Here is a 16,912-nt window from a genome sequence, read left to right as displayed (position 1 = left end):
CAGTTCTGGATCTAGGGGATGTCCTGAGTAGCGGCGAAGATGTGGTCGGAGATGAGCCGGGTGGCCCCGATGACCCCGGCGGTGTCGTTGAGTTCGGACAGCACGATCGGCAGGTTCCCCGTGGCCAGCGGCGGGGAGCGGCGGTAGACGACACTGCGGATCTCCGCGAGCAGGATGTGCCCGAGTCCGGCGACTCCCCCCGCGATGACGACCAGGCCGGGGTTGAAGAAGCTGATGAGCCCGGCGAGGACGTGCCCGACGCGGCGCCCGCCCTCACGGACCATTCGCAGCGCCTCCGGGTCACCGGCCGCCACGGCGGCGGCCACGTCTCGCGCGGTCACCTCGCCCGTCTGTTCCAGCCGCTCCGCGAGGAAGGGGGAACGCCCGGAACGGGCCACGGCGGTCGCGTCCCGCGCCAGGGCGGCGCCGCTGAAGGTCGCCTCCAGGCAGCCGACGTTCCCGCAGACGCACGTCGGGCCTTCGTCGTCGACCTGGATGTGCCCGATGTCGCCGGCGCTGCCGGTCATGCCTCGGTAGACCTTGCCGTCCACGACGATCCCGCACCCGACCCCAGTGCCGATCTTGAGGAGCAGGAAGTCCTCGACCGAGCGTGCCAGGCCCGCGTGCAGCTCACCGAGCGCCATGATGTTGACGTCGTTGTCGACGAGGACGGGACAGCCGAGCCGCTGGCTGATCACCTCGCGGACGGGGAACCGGTCCCAGCCGGGCATGATCGGCGGTACGACCGGCACACCCTCGCGGAAGCTGACCGGTCCGGGCACCCCGATCCCGGCGCCGTGGATCTCATCCACCAGCCCCTGACCGCGCAGCTTGCCGAGGAGGTCCAGCGCACGGTCGAGCACGATGTCCGGCCCGTCGCGCACGTTGCACGGCATGGCCAGGTGACCGAGGATCTCCAGCTCGCCGTTCATGACGGCGACGTCGATGGAGGTGGCACCGACGTCGATGCCGACCACGCGCAGATGCCTTGAGAGCCGGACGATGCTGGAACGACGGCCACCACGGGAGGCGGCCAGCCCGGCCGGTTCGATGAGCCCGAGCTCGACGAGCCGGTCGGTCTCGACGGCGAGCTTGGACCGGGAGAGGCGGACGACGTCACCGAGCTCGGCCCGCGAGCGCGGACCGTCGTCTCGCAGCAGGCGCAGCAACTGCGCCTGGTGCACGTTCTCCGGCCTCGCCGTCATTCGCGTCACGCCGTCCTCCGGGGGGTTGTGGCGTGGACGCTACCTAGCTTTGTCGGATCTGAGAAGACCTATTCATTTATCTGGACATACTTTTTCCTTTTTGAGGACAAAGCGTAACGCGGGGCCTCTCCGAAGCGATGCGACTGGGCCTATCGGGGGTAGGGCCGTAGTCGAGGGGATGTGGGACGGCGCCCGCCGATTCGAGGGGGAAAGAGCATGAGACGCAACAAGTCCGCCGAACGCGATGTTGAACCCGACGAGGGCGTGGCCACCAGCCGAGAAGAAGGTGGCGTGCCCAACCCTGAGCACCCTGACCAGCACACGACCACCGGCACCACGCCGAGCGAGGAGTTCGTCGGTCGCGTCGCCGGGCAGGACGTCGGCTACGCGGAGGAGACCGGCGCCGAGCGCCGTTTCGAAGCGTCGCGGTCCGACGAGGAGTCCTGAGGCACTCCGAACACGCGCGATGCCCCATCCGGCGCCCGCCGGTCAGGTGGCCGCTCGCCGCCGGAGGGGTCGCGTTCATCCCAGGAAAGCGCACCCGGCCCAGGCGCCCGGTGATGAGGCGCGCGGTTACGGACTCAGCAGGTGTACGGCGGTGCGGCGGGTGGCGAGGGCGACGGCGCCGAGGACCTCGGCTCGGTCGCCGAGACGGCCGGCGGTCACCACGACTCCCTGGCTGATCGCCGACGGCAGTCGTCTCGCCAGGATCTCGCGGACGCCCTCCAGCAACGGGGGGCCCGCGGCTGCGATCTTGCCTCCGATGATCACCAGCTTGGGGTCCAGGACCGCGCAGATGCCGGACAGGGCGCGGCCGATCGTGCGGCCCGCGTCGGTGATGACGCGGTGGCAGCCCGGGTCGCCGGCCAGCGCCAGTTGGACCACCTCGGCCAACGTGGTGTCCGGGCCGCGGCTGTGCGAGACCGCGCCGACGAGCGCGCGTGTGCCGACCACCGTCTCCAGGCAGCCCCGGTTTCCGCACCGGCAGACGTACCCTCCGTCCACCACCGCGACGTGGCCCAGCTCCCCCGCCGCGCCTGCCGCGCCCTCGTACGGCCGGCCGTTCAGGATGAGGCCGGCGCCGACGCCGTCCGACAGCATCAGGTAGATGAGGTCGTCGGCACCACGGCCGACGCCGAACGTCCACTCCGCCATCGCGCCCAGGTTGGCGTCGTTGCCCACGTGGACCGGGACGCCGACGCGGTCCCGCAGCTGCGCGGCGATGTCGATGTCGGTCCAGTCCCGCAGCATCGAGGGCGTGCGCAGGGCGTGTGACACGAGCTGTACGGGCGCGGAGACCGCGACGCCCATGCCGATGACCCGGCCGACGTCGTGACGCGCGACCAGCTCCAACGCCGCGTCGGCGACGTAGGCGAGCGAGTCGGCCGGCAGGTGGTCGACGTCGATCTCGCGCTGGCGTTCGCCCAGCACGTCGCCGGACAGGTCCGCTAGCACCACGCGTACGCCCTCGTGGCCGAGGTGGACGCCGAGCACGCCGCCGCCATCGGGGCTGAGGGCCAGAAGCGTGGCCGGGCGGCCGCCGCCGGGAGACGGGGCAGGTGGTTCGGCGGCCCGCTCGCTGAGTACGCCCTCGGACAGCAGCTCCGCGACGAGGCTGGAGACGGTCGTCCGTGACAGTCCGGTCGTACGGGTGATGTCCACTCTGCTGATCGCGCCCCGTTGCTGCACCGTCTCCAGTACGCGAAGACGGTTCCGTGATCGCAGGGACTCGAGGGAGCCCGGGGCGCTCGTCATGATCCCCAGGCTAGAGGGAGTTTCTCCGTAACACGGATAAATTATGGCTGCATTTCGCTCAAGTTACTCATTGACGCGGATAAACCCCACTCTTAGAGTCCCGGTTGTTGATGACCGGATCGTCGGGAGCGCGCCGGTAGAACAACCCGCCTACTGGGAGTGCACATGCACAGGAAAGTGTTCGCGATCATCGCGTCCGGGGCGGCCATGTGCTGCGCCGTCGCGTTGGGCGCGCCGAACGCGACGGCGAGTCCGCCGGTGCGGAAGGCCGCCACGCCGATATACCTCGATCCGCACTATCTGCCCGCGGAGCGGGCGGCGGATCTGGTCTCGCGTCTCACGCTGGCCGAGAAGGCGCAGCAGATGAACAGCAGCTCGGCCCCTGCCATCCCCGCACTGGGCGTGGCCGCCTGGGGCTGGTGGAACGAGGCGGCCCACGGCGTCGCCCGGCAGCAGACCAACACGGGCGCCAACCCCCCGATCCTGACCAACACCACGTCCTACCCGGTCGACCTGTCGCTGGGCAGCACGTGGAACCCGGGCCTGGTGCACGAGGAGGCCGGCCGGATCTCCGACGAGGCCCGCGACGTGGCCCCGAACAACACCCAGGACCTGGACTACTACTCCCCGACCGTCAACCTCGCGCGGGACCCGCGCTGGGGGCGCAACGACGAGACGTGGAGCGAGGACCCCACGCTCACCGGCTCGCTGGCGTCGCAGTTCGTCAACGGGCTGCAGGGTCAGGACCAGAACGGCAGGCTGCCCGCGTCGGCGCACGGCTACCTCAAGGCCCTCGCCACGATCAAGCACTTCGCCGCGAACAACAGTGAGTTCAACCGCCGTACGGGCTCGTCCGACATGGACCAGCGCACGCTGCGGGAGTACTACACGGCACAGTTCCGCGACATCATCCAGAACAGCGACCCCGGCTCGATCATGAGCTCGTACAACGAGGTCAACGGCGTCCCGGCGGCCGCGAGTGTCCAGCTCATGGACACGCTGGCCCGTCAGACGTTCGGCTTCGGCGGGTACTTCACCTCCGACTGCGACGCCGTCTACGAGATCCAGGCCGGCCACCACTGGCAGCCGCCCGGCGCGCCCGCGCCCCTGGACCAGTACGGGCGGACCGCGTACGCGAACTCCGCCGGTGAGGACCTGGACTGCAACCAGGGCTACCACGACGCCTACAGCTACGGGAACACGATCCCGACCGCGATCGCGAACCACATCACGACCCAGACCGATGTGTACAACGAGGGCGACGTCGACGTCTCACTCGTCCGGCTCTTCACCGCCCGCATCGAGACCGGGGAGTTCGACTCGGAGACCACGGTGCCGTGGGTACGGGCCGCACGCGCGCGCCTGGCGCCGGGCACCTGGACCAACGCCGACACCAACAACGCCGTCACCGAGACCCCCGAACGGCTCGCCCTCGACCAGAAGGTCGCCGACCAGAGCCTCGTCCTGCTGAAGAACGCGGCCGTCACCGGCAAGAGCGTGCTGCCGCTCAAGGTGCCCTCCTCCGGCGCGTACCGCGTCGCCGTGATGGGTGCCTACGCCAACCCGTCGTCGCTGTACCTCGGCGGCTACTCCAGCACCCAGGGCTCCGCGGGCATCGCCAAGGAGGTCAACGCCTATCAGGGTGTGAAGACGGCGATCCAGAAGGCCGACCATGACGCCGTCGTCGACTACTACCCGGGCGTCACCGGCACCAAGCTGGACACGGTCGACCCGGCGTCCGTCGCGGCGGCGAAGAACTACGACGCCGTCATCGTCGTCGCGGGCACCGACCAGAACACCGCCGACGAGGACTCCGACCGCACCACGCTCGCCCTGCCCGGAGCACAGTCCGCGCTCATCAGCCAGGTCGCGGCGCAGAACCCGCACACGGTCGCGTACCTGGAGACGATGGGGCAGGTCGACACGAGCGGTTTCGAGTCCCAGGTCCCGGCCATGTTGTGGAGCTCCTACAACGGGCAGCGTCAGGGTGCCGCGCTCGCCGACGTGCTGCTCGGCACGGCGAACCCGAGCGGCCGCCTGCCGTTCAGCTGGTACCGCACCCTCGACCAGCTGCCCGCGATCGGCGACTACGCCATCCGCCCGACGGCGACCTCCGACGGCCGTACGTACATGTACTTCACCGGCGATGTCGACCACCCGTTCGGGTACGGGCTGAGCTACAGCGACTTCACCTACTCCCACCTGCGGGTCGACCGGCACACGGCCGACGCGAACGGCACGCTGCACGTCACCGCGGACGTCACCAACCATGGTTCGGCGGCCGGTGACACGGTGCCGCAGCTGTACGTGAGCACGCCGTTCGCGCCGGCCTCGGCGCAGCGGCCCATCAAGCGGCTGGAGGCGTTCCAGAAGGTCACGGTGGCTCCCCACCAGACCAAGCGGGTCGCGTTCGCCGTGCAGGTGCCCAAGTTCGCCTTCTACGACGAGACGGCGAAGAGGTACAAGGTCGACCCGGGCACGTACGAGTTGCAGCTGGGCACGTCGAGCGCCGACATCGTCGGGAAGGCGTCCGTACGGGTCGGCGGCACGCTGCGGCCGACGCCGTCGGTCGTCACCGCCAAGCCGGTGCAGGCCGGTGACGCCGCACAGGGTGTCGCCCAGCGCGTGATGTTCGCCAAGAACACCACCGTGGATCCGCAGCTCACCGTCTCGATGCAGGACGAGAGCATCTACGGCTATCTCACCAGGGGATCGAGCGTCGCCCTGCCCAAGGGCCTGACCACGACGTTCCGCAGCAACCGCCCGCAGGTCGTGCGGGTGGATCGCGACGGGACGATGCACACGGCCGGCGCGGGCATCGCGACGGTCACCGCCACGGTTCACTACAACGGAAGGTCCGCCTCGACGACCTTCGTCGTCCGCGTCTCCTGACCGGCGGCCGGGGACGGATCGCCGCCGTGCGCTCCGTCCCCGGCCCGTCGCCGTGGCGCTCGCGCCTTCGGGCGCGCCCGCCGGCCGCCGAAGCCTCGCCGGACGCCCTCGCGCAGTCCTCGCGTCGAGGCGCGGATCGACGCCCGCTTCTCCCGCAGCGCCGCGCGAGCCGCACGGGCGCGGCCGGCGACGGTGAATCCGAGCCGGCGTACCGGCTCCGCGGCCGTACGGCAGGCCATGAGCATCCGCGATCCCGCGTAGCCGAACACGGCGCCCATGACCTCGCGGACGGCGACGGCCGCACGCCGGACCGGGGACAGCGCCACGCGTACCGTCCGTACGACCGCCGACCCGATCCCGGCCGCACACCTCCCGGCGTACGCGCCGGCCCGGCGCAGGGCCGCCCCGCTCAGCCTCGCGGCCGCGCGCAGTGCCCGCCCGACCGGGCCGAAAAGCCACCGCGCCCCCAGGCCGAGCACCCTCATCCCGCCGCGAAGCACGCGGAAGGCGGCCACGCATGCCGCTCTGACCCCGGCCCAGGCCCTGCGGAACGGCCACGCCAGGACACGTCCGACGGCACGCAACGCGACCGCCAGCCGGATACCGAACACCCGCAGGCCCGCCCAGGCGACACGGAACGGCCATGCCAGACCGCGGCCCAGGAACCGCAGCACGACCGCCGCGGAACGCCCGAGCGCCCGGAGACCGACCACCAGCCGTACGCCCACCGCGCGCAGCCCTCGCCAGCCGATGCGGAGGGGCCACGCCAGCACGCGCGCCACGGCGCGCAGGCCGATCGCCAGCCGGATGCCGAACACCCGCAGACCCGCCCAGGCGACACGGAACGGCCACGCCAGGCCTCGGCCCAGAAGCCGCAGCACGATCGCCACGGAGCGCCCCAGTGCCCGGAGACCGACCAGCAGCCGTACGCCCACCGCGCGCAGGCCGCGCCAGGCGATGCGTACGGGCCGCAGAAGAACGAGGAGGACCCGGCCGAGGGCGCGCAGGCCGATCCCCAGCCGCACGCCGATCCCGCGGAGCACGGCCCAGCCGGCGCGGAACGGCCACGCCAGGCCGCGGCCGAGCGCCGGCAGGCCACGGGTCACCGTCAACCGGACGAGGTCCCAGGCGAAGACGAACGGCAGCAGAGGAATGGACAGCACCCGCGCCACCGGGCCCGGCTCGTACTCGTCCCGTCCGTCCGGCTCGGGTTCGTCCGGCCAGTCAAACAGTGCCATCGCGCTTCTCCTCCGCGTCGAGGAGCCGGTTCAGGTGCTCCATCCGGGTGAGCGAGCCGGAGCCGGTCCGCTCGTCCAGGTCACGCAGGGCCTGCACGGCCGAGTCGCGCAGGGAGTTCTCGTCGACGGGCGGCTCGGTGACCTCCTCGGGCGCCGGCCGTTCGAGCGTGCCGGCGAGACGGGAGACCGCGTCCGCGCGCTCGGTGACGTACTCCCGCTCGGCGGGGCTCTCGGGCCGGCGGCCGCGCAGCAGGCCGGCGACCTCCAGCAACGCCTGGTGCGCCGATTCGAGGGCGTCGGCGGCGAGTCCGTCCCCCGTGGACCGCTCGACGCGGCGGTAGGCGCGGATCAGGCGACGGGTCTCGTGGTGCCCGGCGTCGAGGAGCGTTCCCTGCCCCATGACCTCACGGATACGGCGCAGCGATCGCGCACGTACGATCCGCGTCCAGACGTGGTGCAGGGGCAGGATCAGGCCGAACGCGGCGCAGGCCACGCCGAGCCCAAGGAGCCAGGTCGGCAGGCGGGCGACGAGGGCCGCGACGGCCAGCGCGGCACCGCCGCCGATCAGCACGGCGTCGAACGCTCCCGGGGTGTCACGTGGAGCCTCGCCGAACAGCTCGTCCAGCACGTCGTCGATCTCGTCGCGCCGCTGCTCGGGCGGAAGCTCGATCAGGGGTCCGGGCCGGTGCGGCACCACCAGGAGCTGGGAATGCCGTGATGTGTTTTCTGCGTCCATTTGCGCCTCCGCACCCCGTATGACGGCGCCTCACGCAAGCGGGTTCCCCGCTACTCCTCGATGGCTCCGCCGATGCGCCGGAGGTGCCGGCGGAAGGTGTAGGAGGGATCGGCGGCACGCCGCGCCAGGTAATCCGCGAAGTCCGTCTGCCGGCGCAGCGTGTCGCCCGCGCGGATCCTGCGCGCCTGTTGGCGCTCGGTGTCCCGGATCCCGGCGGCGGTCGCGAGTACGCGCTCGGCGTGCTCGGCGGCGACGAACAGCACGCCGTCCTCGTCGCCGAAGACGACGTCGTCCGCGCTCACCCGGTGTTCCCCGAACCGGGCGCTGACCAGCGCCTCGGGCTCCTGCTCGTCCAGGCGTACGGGGCCTGGGGGGTGGCTGCCGTAGCTGAAGACCGGGAGCCCGATCTCGGCCAGCTCCGTGGTGTCGCGGTGCAGTCCCCACACGACCACGCCGGACGCGCCCGCCGCCTCGGCCTCGAGCACGGCCAGGTCGCCCACGCACGCCTCGTCCTGGCGGCCGCCGTTGTCGACGACGAGCACGTCGCCCGCCTCGGCCCGGCCGAACGCCTCCAGGAACACGTCCACGCTCCCGTAGTGCCGGGCCGGCAGCACGCGGCCCGCGACGCGGTGTCCGGGCACGACCGCCGCCACACCCGGCGGCGCGGCGCGCAGCGGCACGTCGCACCGGAGACAGGCGTCGGCGACCAGCGGTGTGGACAGCTCGGCGAAGGCCTTCAGCATGGTGTCCATCTTCGCCTAATAGCCCACGTATTTGCCGCCATGGAGCAGGTTGCGGATGCCGGGCACATTGGCGAGCGAACCGTGGTACCTCTCGAGGGCGTACCTCGTTCCGGCGATGATGTTGTCGACCGGGTTCCAGATGTTCGTGTGGCCGGGCAACGCGTGCTCGTTGAAGGTCCCGTCGATGGTCTGCATCAGCCCCTTGGACGGATGGCCGGCGTCGTAGTTGCTGTCCCAGAGGTTGATCGAGTTCGGGTTTCCGCCCGATTCGTACTGGATGATGGTGGCGATGTAGCTCGCGTCGTCCGGGCCCAGGTTGACGCCGTTCTCCCGCAAGATCTGGATCGCCTGGTTGATCCAGTCGGCGACCTTGCCGCTGGGCCGCTGCATCGGAGGCCCTCCGCTGGGCCCGTAGCCGCGGTGCGCGCCACCGCCGCCGTTCCCCCCGCCGCCTCCGCCCGGGCCACCCTTCCCGCCGTTCCCGCCCTTTCCGCCGTTCTTCGGCATCAGCTCGGCGAGCTCTTTCGTCAGGCCCGTGTCGACTCTGGTCGCCCGGTAGACGGCGGCGTTGATGCGGACCTGGCAGGCCGACGCGTGGTTGTTGACGCTGTTGACGTCGGCGGCCGGCTTGCCCTTGGTGAGGTTCTCCGGCACCGTCACGACGCCGTTTCCGTCGACGTTGAAGCCGGCCTGCTTGGCCTCGGCCACGGCGGTGAGGAGGTCGTTCTGGTCCTCCTCGAAGTCCTGGCCGGCCGTGACGAGCACGGTCTCGACCGTCTTGAGCTGCTCGGCCGAGATCGACAGGTTCGTCTGCGTGTGGGCGACCTTGCCCCGGGCGAGCTCGGAGGTGAGTCCGCTCCAGTGGGGTTCGGCGATGTGCTTGCCGACCTTGTCATCGAGGTAACCCGCGTGTTCGAGCGCCGCGTCGGCCCAGTCCTTCCATGCCGCGGCGCTCTGGTGGAACATCGCCGGGTTCGCGTCCCTGAGCTGAGCGAAGGTGACCACGCCGTCATATCTCCTGGTTCGACAGGCCCGGCGCCGGATATCTGGCCGCGTCATCCGTCCGTTGCTCGGCGAGGGAATAGGTCGCGTGGTTCTGCCCCAGCCGGCTGCCGATCCCGTGAATCTCGTCGGCATGGCCGTGAAAGTGATCCGAAAACCGCCCATGGCAGTCCGTCAGCGCGGCCGCGAAATTCATCTCCTCATGGCCGCTCGCGGCGGCCACGCATGCGGGTTGCAGCTCGACGGTCTTCTTCCGCAGGCCGTGCGCCGTCTCGACCGCGCCTTCGACCGCCTCCGACAGTCTGCCGCGATGCACATACCACCCGACGCCCTCATTGTCGGTTGCCATGGCTCATCCCCCATCCGGGTGTCTTACGGAGATCACACCGGCCTGAGTTTCCTCCATTACCGGTGTTAACCGATCTTAATCCCGTGCTAATGGATGAGCCGTCACTTCAACGAACACACGGCCCCGCCGGACCTGCCGGCGGGGCCGTGTGGGGATCGCTCAGGCGTCAGGCGACGCTGAGGTCGTCGGCGTAGACGTTGCCCTGGGCGTACCAGCCGTGGACGTAGACCGTCACCTTCCCGGTGGAGTCCGTGGTGAACGGAACCGTCAGCTTCGTCCAGCCGGTGGACGACGCCCAGGTGCTCGCGTTCGCGCCGCCGGAGACTCCCAGGTACGCGTAGCCGCCCTGGACCCAGCCGGTCAGCGTGTAGGCGTGGTTCGCCTGCAGCGTCAGCGACTGGTCGCACTCACCGGTCTGGCTCGCGGTCGCCGCCACCTGCAGGGCATGGCTGCCCGAGTGCACCGGCGAGTTCACGGCCGTACCGCCCGGCTGGCAGGTCCAGGGGGTCAGGCCCGACTCGAAGCCGCCGTTGACCAGGGAGCCGCCACCGGAGCCGTTGACGGTGAGGGTGAACGTGGCGCTGTGGCTTCCCGAGCCCGCCTTGCCGGTGACCGTGATGGGGTAGGTCCCCGGCGCGGCCGCCGACGTGGTGGTCAGCTTCAACGTGGACGAGCCGCCCGCGGTCACCGAGGCGGGGCTCAGCGACGCGGTGACGCCCGAGGGCGCGCCGCTCGCGGTCAGTGCGACCGACTGCGCGGAGCCGGAGGTCACGGCGGTGCTCACCGTGGCCGAGGCGGAGCCGCCGGGGTTGACGGCCGCCGAGGACGGCGACGCCGCGACCGAGAAGTCGTTCACGGGTGTGCCGCCACCGCCGCCGGTGAACGGTTCGAACGTGTGGCTGAAGTACCAGGTGTCCTGGGCGATGCCCGAGCAGGTACCGGAGCCGCCCGTACCGGGGCATCCGCCGTTGTCGCGCTGGAGGGCCCAGATCGACAGCGTGTTGATACCGGTGCTCACGGCCCAGTTCTCCACCTGCGTGGCGTTGGCCGTGGTGAACGTCTCGGCCGCCCCGAAGTCGTCGATGCCCGGCATCTCGGTGACACCGATCATGCTCCACAGCGCCGCCGAGCTCTTGCCCGGGTACAGGGACGCGAGCTGGCCGTGCAGGCCGGTGGCGGCGGTCTGCGTGTCGTTGGCCATCTGGTGGCTCGCGTTGTCGTAGTAGTCGAACGTCATCAGGTTGACGACGTCGATCCGGGCGTTGTTGGCCACGGCGCTCTGCAGGACGGCGAGCCCGTCCGACGAGAGCCCGCTGGTCGTGGTGGGCAGCGTGTAGGAGAACTGCACCGTACGGCCGTTGGCGGCGGCCCAGTCCTCCACCTGCTTGACCGCCTTGTTGCGCCGGTCGATCCCGGCGGGGTTCTTCAGCGAGTTGTCCTCGGTGTCGAGGTCGATCCGGGTGATGTCGTAGGTCGTGATGACCTTCTCGTAGGCGGCGGCGATCTGACCGACGTCGGTGCAGCTGTCGGCGATCTCGGTGCCGGTGTTGTCCGCGGTGTAGCCGCCGAAGGAGGGGATGACGTCGCCGCCGGCCGACTTGAGCGAGGAGATCGAGGTTCCGAACGTGGACGAGGCGATCGGGGAGCCCGTGTCGCCGTTCCAGAGCGGCGTACACGATCCCTTGGAAGCGGTCTGGATGAACGCCATGGTCAGGTACTTGACACCGGACTGCTGGGCGAGGGCGGCCGGGTCATCACCCATCCATGCCTCGAAGTAGGGGGCGTACACATGGCTGGGAAGTGGCGCGGCGCTCGCGGCGGTCGAGCTGACCGTGACGATGCCGAACGCGGCGAGAATCATGGCGGTCGTGGCGAGGACCGCACGCAGGGGCGTACGTGGTCGCATGAACACTCCAGCAACAGGAGGGGTGACGAAAGAACCGGCGCTCCGTCCTGGGGCAGACGGAACGCGTCGAACCCCTGGCCGGGGCCAGGAGGGAACGTCACAGGAGTTGGGCGAACAGGGCTGCGGATCCGCGTGGGCACCATGGTCAGACCCGCCGACGCTTCTGTCAAGGTTCTTAACAGTTTCGTCGGCGGGTCAGGACGATCATGGTGCGGCGGATCCGGCCCGGCCGCCCGGCCCCTCCGGAGTCGTTTCGGCCCGTCGGAGGGCCGTTCACGTCACCGACCTGGGGTCAGTCCGTGTCGGCGGCCCACCATTTCACCAGGCGACGCCACCAGCGGGCCGGCGTCGGGGGCGCCGGCGCCTCCTGCGCCACGGGCGCGGGGGCGGGAGCGGGAGCCGCCAGCGTCTCCAGTGCGTCGGCGTCGTCCCGTTCGTCGGCGCGGGACGGTCCCGCGAACGGATCCGGCTCGGGTTCGGGGAGCGCCGGGAAGCGTACGGGCAGCGAGGACAGGGCGCGCTGGATGAAGCCGGGCCGCCAGGTGAGCTCGTCGACGGGGACCGCGAGCTCCATGTCCGGCAGCCCGTCGAGGAGCTTCTCGATGGCGACCGTGGCGATGATGCGCGCCTGCCCCTGAGCCGGGCACGTGTGCGGCCCGATGCCCCACGCCAGGTGGGCGCGGTTGCCCGCCCGGTGCTCGGCGAGGGTCGACGGGTCGTTGTTGGCCGCGGCGAAGCTGATGACGACCGGCTCGTCGGCGGGCAGCTTCACTCCGTGGAAGTCCAGCGGCTCGAGCGGGTAGGTGACACCGAAGTTGGCGAGCGGCGGGTCCGTCCACAGGACCTCTTCGAGCGCGTCCTCGACGGACATGCTGCCGCCGGACAGGTCACCGGCGAACCGGTCGTCGGACAGCAGCAGCCGCAGCGCGTTGATGATGAGGTTCTGCACGAGCTCACTGCCCGCGCCGATGATCATCACCAGCTGGTGCGCCACCTCCTCGTCGGTGAGCTCGCCCGGATGGTTGAGCAGCCACGTGGTCAGGTCCTGGCCGGGCTGCTCGCGCTTGAGCGCCATGAGCTCCAGGACGGCCAGGCCGAGCGTCATGTTCGCCTCTTCGGAGTTCTCCCACTTGAGAACCTCCTGGATGGCCGCGACCATCCGGTCGCCGAGCTCGGCCGGGCACCCGCACAGCTCGTTGAAGACCTGCAACGGCAGGATCAGGGAGTACTCGGTGCGCAGGTCCGCCTCGCCCTGAGGGCCGATCTGGGCGATGAGCCGGTCCGCGCAACGCTCGACGAAACCGCGCAGGATGTTCTGGTCGACCCGGTCCAGGGTGTCGGTCACCGCGTCCCGCAGCCGGGCACGGAGAGGATCGTCACTCAGGTGGCACGTCGGCCGGTAGGCCATGATCGGCAGAATCGGGCAGTCGGACGGGATCCCCTGCTGCCACCGGCGGGCGTCACGGGGAAACCTGTCCATGTCACGCAGGATCTCCAGCGCGACGTCGTAGTCGGTGACGAGCATGCCGGGCACGCCCGGGGACAGCTCGACCGGCGCGACGGGCCCGAACGAGCGCAGCCTGCCGTACACGCTTTCGGGGTCGGCGGCGAACTCCGGCCCGTACAGCGAAGGAGGGCCGTCCGTCGTGGGGTCATCCGTCATCGCGCCGTCCGGCGACGCTGCCGGACAGGAATCGGGCGAGGTCATGTGTACTCCTGATCGGTGCTGCGAGCGGGGGGCCGAACGCGGAGCGGTCGGCGCCCGGTGCTGTGGATCAGGGTCAGAAGTCGGAGGCGATCACCGGGCCGCCGGACCGAAGTCGGCAACGTTACAGTTTGTGATCTTGCCGTCGCAAATTGATGCCGAGCCTGACAGAACGCCTGACACGACTAATACGGTGCGGTATTAGGCCATCCGTTTAGCCTGGTGAGAGAAGACCGAATCAGATTCAGATACTCCCCGAAAAGGTGTCACAGCGGGATGGCGCGCCCGTGTCGTACCCGGTCGAGAACCACTGCTGCCGCTGCGCGGAGGTGCCATGCGTGAAGGTCTCCGGATCCGCGCTCCCCCGCGCACTCTTCTGGATGCGGTCGTCGCCGACGGCCCCCGCGGCGTCCAGGGCGTCCGCGATGTCGGCACTGCTGAACGGCTTGCTGAAGAACCCGGTCTGTACGGCGTGCTTGGCCCAGACCCCGGAGTAGCAGTCGGCCTGCAGCTCGAGGCGTACCGAGCCGCTCGACGCGCCCTGGCGGCTGTCGCCCACCTTGCGCATGGTGCCGAGCGCGTCCTGCACGTGGTGGCCGTACTCGTGCGCCACGACGTACGCCTGCGCGAACGGCCCGCCCTTGGCGCCGAACTTGTCATGGAGTTCCTGGAAGAACCCCAGATCGAGGTAGACGCGTTTGTCGCCCGGACAGTAGAACGGGCCGACCTCGGCGGTCGCCGCGCCGCAGGCCGTACTCGTCGAGCCGCTGAACAGGCGGGTCGGCGCCACGGTGTAGTCGGCGCCGCTGTCGGCGAACTCCTTCTTCCAGTACGCCTGGACGCTGTTGACCACACCGACGATGCGGCAGTCATCCGACTGGTCGGCGTCGGCACCGGTACGGCACTTCGAGGACAGGCTCCCGGTGGGTGGGGCGCCTCCGCCTCCGCCTCCGTCGCCGCCGATGATGTGCCCGGGATTCACCCCGAATATCAGGGCCAGAACCAGGCCGACCAGCCCGACCGCACCCCCGCCGAAGGCCATCCCGCCGATCGGCATCCCTCGCGAGTCCTCGACCTGTGATGCGTCGAGCTGGGCGTCGTCGTCGAAATCCACGGCGGTCCTCCTGATCCCGTCGGCCGGCACGCCCGGCCGTCATCACGACGCCTCGATCCCCGATGAGGGACGAATCTAACGCCGCCCGTCGCACCGGGATGATTCACCGCGGCCGAAACTCACGAACAGGCCCAGGCGGCGACGGAGAACGCGGGCGCGCGGGTGGCGGATATCCGGCGGTGTACGCGGTTTCGCCGCGGGCTCAGCGGCCTTTGCGAGCCACGGCGGTCCAGCCGGCGTCCGTGGCGTATTCGCCGCCTTCCGGACGCCATTCGTGGAGCCGCACGACCCCGGGGTCGACGATCTCCAAACCGTCCAGGAGCGCGGTCACCTGCTCACGGGTCCTGGCCACGAAGGGAGCGCTCGCCGACCGGTAGGCGTCTTCGACCTCCAGGTTGCGGTGTTCCTCCACCGCGGCGTGGGAGATCACGAGCGGGCTGCCGGCCGGGACCGCGTCGCGGTACCGCCCTATGACGCCGGCCGGGTCCTCCTCGTCGGGCATGAAGTGGAGTACCGCGACGAACAGGACGCACACCGGCAGGTCGAAGTCGATCAGCTCGCGCACCCGCGGGTCGCTCAGCACGGCCTCCGCGTCACGCAGGTCCGCGTCGACGACGGCCGCGTCGCCGTCGCCGGTGAGCAGTGCCCGGCCGTGGGAGGTGACGACGGGGTCGTTGTCCACATAGACGACGCGCGCGCCGGGATGGACCGACCGGGCGATCTCGTGGACGTTGCCCTGCGTGGGCAGGCCCGCGCCCAGGTCGAGGAACTGTTCGACGCCGCGCTCGGCGGCGAAGCGTACGGCACGCCGCAGGAACTGACGGTTGGACCTGGCCACGCCGGCCACGCCGGGGAGCGCCCGGCCGACCTCCTCGGCCGCGCGCCGGTCGACGGCGAAGTTCTCCTTGCCGCCGAGGAAGAAGTCATACATCCGCGCCACACTCGGCACCTGCGGATCCGGCCCGGCGTCCGGAGCGCCGGCGGCCTCGCTCATCCGATGTCCCTCATGCGGTGCCTCTCATCGAGCTACGCGGGCCACCCGTCCGGGACAGAACTTTAGGGCGTGTCTGACAAATCCCTGTCCTACTGCGCGAACGCGATCTGTCAGACACGCCCTGACGCGGGCGGGCCGGGCGCCCGCGTCAGAGCCCACGCTCGCCGGTCAGCGCAGCGGCGCACCGCACGCGTGCAGGTGCCGGAGCGCCTGGGCGTACGACTCGACCAGGCTCTCCTCGGTGTACGGAAGGCCGGCGAGCTCGCAGTAGGCACGGATCAGCGGCTGGGAGCGCCTCAGGTGCGGGCGCGGCATGCTCGGGAAGAGGTGATGCTCGATCTGGTAGTTGAGGCCGCCCAGGAACCAGTCGGTCACCCGGCCACCGCGCACGTTCCGTGAGGTGAGGACCTGCTTGCGGAGGTGGTCCCACTGCTCGTCCGGACCCGGGGCGGGCATGCCCTTGTGGTTGGGCGCGAACGCGGCGCCCAGGTGGACGCCCAGCAGCGCCTGGTGCACGAAGAAGAAGAGGACCGCCAGGGCGGGAGACATCATGGTGAAGAGCAGCCCGAAGTAGAGGGCGAAGTGCACGGTGAGCAGCACGGCCTCGACCCGGGCCCGGTCACGCTTGCTGCGGTTCTCGCTCCTCAGCTCGCCCGCGACCGAACGAATGCTGGTCACCTTGAGGTTGATGCCCTCCAGGAGCAGCAGGGGGATGAAGAGCCGCCCCTGGTGGCGCGTGAGCCAGCCGACGAATCCTCCGCGCCGCGCCATCGCCTGTTCCGGCGTCCAGATGAGGACGCCCACGCCGACGTCCGGGTCCTTGTCGGTGTGGTTCGGGTTGGCGTGGTGCCGGTTGTGCTTGTCCGTCCACCAGCCGTAGCTCAGCCCGATCAGGAGATTGCCGATCAGGAATCCCAGGAGGCGGTTCACCTTCCGGGTGCTCCCGATCTGGCCGTGCCCGGCGTCGTGGCCGATGAAGTAGATGCGGGCGGTGAAGACGGCGGCCGGCAGGGCCAGCGCGAGCTGCCACCACGAGTCTCCGACGAACGCGACGGCCACCCAGACGGCGGCGTACAGCAGCAGGTCCACCCCGATCAACCGCACGTAGTACCCGGGACGCCGGTTCAGCAGCCCCTCGTCGCGGATCTGGCGTATCAATGGCTGGAAGCCATGCCTGGTCAGGGTGCTCTCTGGCATTTACGGAGTCCTCTTCGCAGTGGGGAGCGGACGCGACCTGACCCAGGGCACAGCGGTGCCGGGAATATGGTCCGGT

General features: G+C 70.3%; 14 protein-coding genes. 2 read left to right on the top strand and 12 right to left on the bottom strand.

Annotated features, from left to right (window positions below):
* Positions 1 to 11: 11 nt before the first annotated feature.
* Positions 12 to 1,205, bottom strand: a complete 1,194-nt coding sequence (locus FB559_RS23875; RefSeq protein ID WP_141961885.1) for an ROK family transcriptional regulator — start codon at positions 1,203 to 1,205, stop codon at positions 12 to 14.
* A 216-nt stretch (positions 1,206 to 1,421) separates the two neighbouring features.
* On the opposite strand from FB559_RS23875, the gene FB559_RS23870 reads away from it, so the two are divergent.
* The gene (locus FB559_RS23870) at positions 1,422 to 1,652 is read left to right on the top strand and encodes a hypothetical protein (RefSeq protein WP_141957811.1); all 231 of its coding nucleotides are present in this window, start codon (positions 1,422 to 1,424) and stop codon (positions 1,650 to 1,652) included.
* 126 nt (positions 1,653 to 1,778) lie between these two features.
* On the opposite strand, the gene FB559_RS23865 is transcribed toward FB559_RS23870, so the two are convergent.
* Complete coding sequence (locus FB559_RS23865) at positions 1,779 to 2,960, bottom strand: ROK family transcriptional regulator (protein WP_141957809.1); 1,182 nt, start codon at positions 2,958 to 2,960, stop codon at positions 1,779 to 1,781.
* A 165-nt stretch (positions 2,961 to 3,125) separates the two neighbouring features.
* Between FB559_RS23865 and FB559_RS23860 the strand changes: the two genes are divergently transcribed.
* A complete protein-coding gene (locus FB559_RS23860) occupies positions 3,126 to 5,852 on the top strand; it encodes a glycoside hydrolase family 3 C-terminal domain-containing protein (RefSeq protein ID WP_185792371.1) in 2,727 nt (908 codons plus the stop codon).
* On the opposite strand, the gene FB559_RS23855 is transcribed toward FB559_RS23860, so the two are convergent.
* From FB559_RS23855 to FB559_RS23810, 10 genes are all read right to left on the bottom strand, one after another.
* Positions 5,804 to 7,090 carry a hypothetical protein gene (locus FB559_RS23855; RefSeq protein ID WP_141957808.1) on the bottom strand — a complete coding sequence of 429 codons (1,287 nt, stop codon included), beginning with the start codon at positions 7,088 to 7,090 and terminating at the stop codon, positions 5,804 to 5,806. The genes FB559_RS23860 and FB559_RS23855 overlap by 49 nt on opposite strands.
* Entirely contained in the window at positions 7,077 to 7,826 is a 750-nt protein-coding gene (locus FB559_RS23850; protein WP_141957806.1) for a hypothetical protein, read from the bottom strand. Before FB559_RS23850 ends, FB559_RS23855 begins: the two co-directional genes overlap by 14 nt.
* A gap of 50 nt (positions 7,827 to 7,876) precedes the next feature.
* Positions 7,877 to 8,578: an RraA family protein gene (locus tag FB559_RS23845; protein ID WP_221640150.1), complete on the bottom strand. Its 702-nt coding sequence runs from the start codon at positions 8,576 to 8,578 to the stop codon at positions 7,877 to 7,879.
* Between the two features lie 6 nt (positions 8,579 to 8,584).
* Positions 8,585 to 9,574 (bottom strand): transglycosylase SLT domain-containing protein, encoded by a 990-nt coding sequence (locus FB559_RS23840; protein WP_221640149.1) that lies wholly within the window; start codon positions 9,572 to 9,574, stop codon positions 8,585 to 8,587.
* A gap of 4 nt (positions 9,575 to 9,578) precedes the next feature.
* Entirely contained in the window at positions 9,579 to 9,920 is a 342-nt protein-coding gene (locus tag FB559_RS23835) for a hypothetical protein (RefSeq protein WP_141957802.1), read from the bottom strand.
* A gap of 166 nt (positions 9,921 to 10,086) precedes the next feature.
* Entirely contained in the window at positions 10,087 to 11,826 is a 1,740-nt protein-coding gene (locus tag FB559_RS23830) for a carbohydrate binding domain-containing protein (RefSeq protein ID WP_141957800.1), read from the bottom strand.
* A 292-nt stretch (positions 11,827 to 12,118) separates the two neighbouring features.
* Positions 12,119 to 13,534 carry a cytochrome P450 family protein gene (locus FB559_RS23825; protein WP_141957798.1) on the bottom strand — a complete coding sequence of 472 codons (1,416 nt, stop codon included), beginning with the start codon at positions 13,532 to 13,534 and terminating at the stop codon, positions 12,119 to 12,121.
* A gap of 241 nt (positions 13,535 to 13,775) precedes the next feature.
* On the bottom strand, positions 13,776 to 14,645 hold the full coding sequence (ypfJ, locus tag FB559_RS23820) for a KPN_02809 family neutral zinc metallopeptidase (RefSeq protein WP_141957796.1): 870 nt from the start codon (positions 14,643 to 14,645) through the stop codon (positions 13,776 to 13,778).
* Between the two features lie 202 nt (positions 14,646 to 14,847).
* Positions 14,848 to 15,639, bottom strand: coding sequence for an SAM-dependent methyltransferase (locus FB559_RS23815; protein ID WP_141957794.1), 792 nt, complete (start codon positions 15,637 to 15,639; stop codon positions 14,848 to 14,850).
* A 168-nt stretch (positions 15,640 to 15,807) separates the two neighbouring features.
* Positions 15,808 to 16,836 (bottom strand): fatty acid desaturase family protein, encoded by a 1,029-nt coding sequence (locus tag FB559_RS23810; RefSeq protein ID WP_141957792.1) that lies wholly within the window; start codon positions 16,834 to 16,836, stop codon positions 15,808 to 15,810.
* Positions 16,837 to 16,912 lie beyond the last annotated feature (76 nt).

It is taken from the genome of Actinoallomurus bryophytorum, assembly GCF_006716425.1.
Lineage (GTDB): Bacteria > Actinomycetota > Actinomycetes > Streptosporangiales > Streptosporangiaceae > Actinoallomurus > Actinoallomurus bryophytorum.
Note: the sequence above shows the minus strand (reverse complement) of the source record. Positions and strands in the feature narration are given on the sequence as shown.

Coding starts and splice junctions, on each gene's coding strand:
- FB559_RS23835 (WP_141957802.1), bottom strand. CDS start 9,920: ATGGCAACCGACAATGAGGGCGTCGGGTGGTATGTGCATCGCGGCAGA.
- FB559_RS23825 (WP_141957798.1), bottom strand. CDS start 13,534: ATGACCTCGCCCGATTCCTGTCCGGCAGCGTCGCCGGACGGCGCGATG.
- FB559_RS23815 (WP_141957794.1), bottom strand. CDS start 15,639: ATGAGCGAGGCCGCCGGCGCTCCGGACGCCGGGCCGGATCCGCAGGTG.
- FB559_RS23850 (WP_141957806.1), bottom strand. CDS start 7,826: ATGGACGCAGAAAACACATCACGGCATTCCCAGCTCCTGGTGGTGCCG.
- FB559_RS23870 (WP_141957811.1), top strand. CDS start 1,422: ATGAGACGCAACAAGTCCGCCGAACGCGATGTTGAACCCGACGAGGGC.
- FB559_RS23855 (WP_141957808.1), bottom strand. CDS start 7,090: ATGGCACTGTTTGACTGGCCGGACGAACCCGAGCCGGACGGACGGGAC.
- FB559_RS23865 (WP_141957809.1), bottom strand. CDS start 2,960: ATGACGAGCGCCCCGGGCTCCCTCGAGTCCCTGCGATCACGGAACCGT.
- FB559_RS23810 (WP_141957792.1), bottom strand. CDS start 16,836: ATGCCAGAGAGCACCCTGACCAGGCATGGCTTCCAGCCATTGATACGC.
- FB559_RS23860 (WP_185792371.1), top strand. CDS start 3,126: ATGCACAGGAAAGTGTTCGCGATCATCGCGTCCGGGGCGGCCATGTGC.
- FB559_RS23830 (WP_141957800.1), bottom strand. CDS start 11,826: ATGCGACCACGTACGCCCCTGCGTGCGGTCCTCGCCACGACCGCCATG.
- FB559_RS23845 (WP_221640150.1), bottom strand. CDS start 8,578: ATGGACACCATGCTGAAGGCCTTCGCCGAGCTGTCCACACCGCTGGTC.
- FB559_RS23875 (WP_141961885.1), bottom strand. CDS start 1,205: ATGACGGCGAGGCCGGAGAACGTGCACCAGGCGCAGTTGCTGCGCCTG.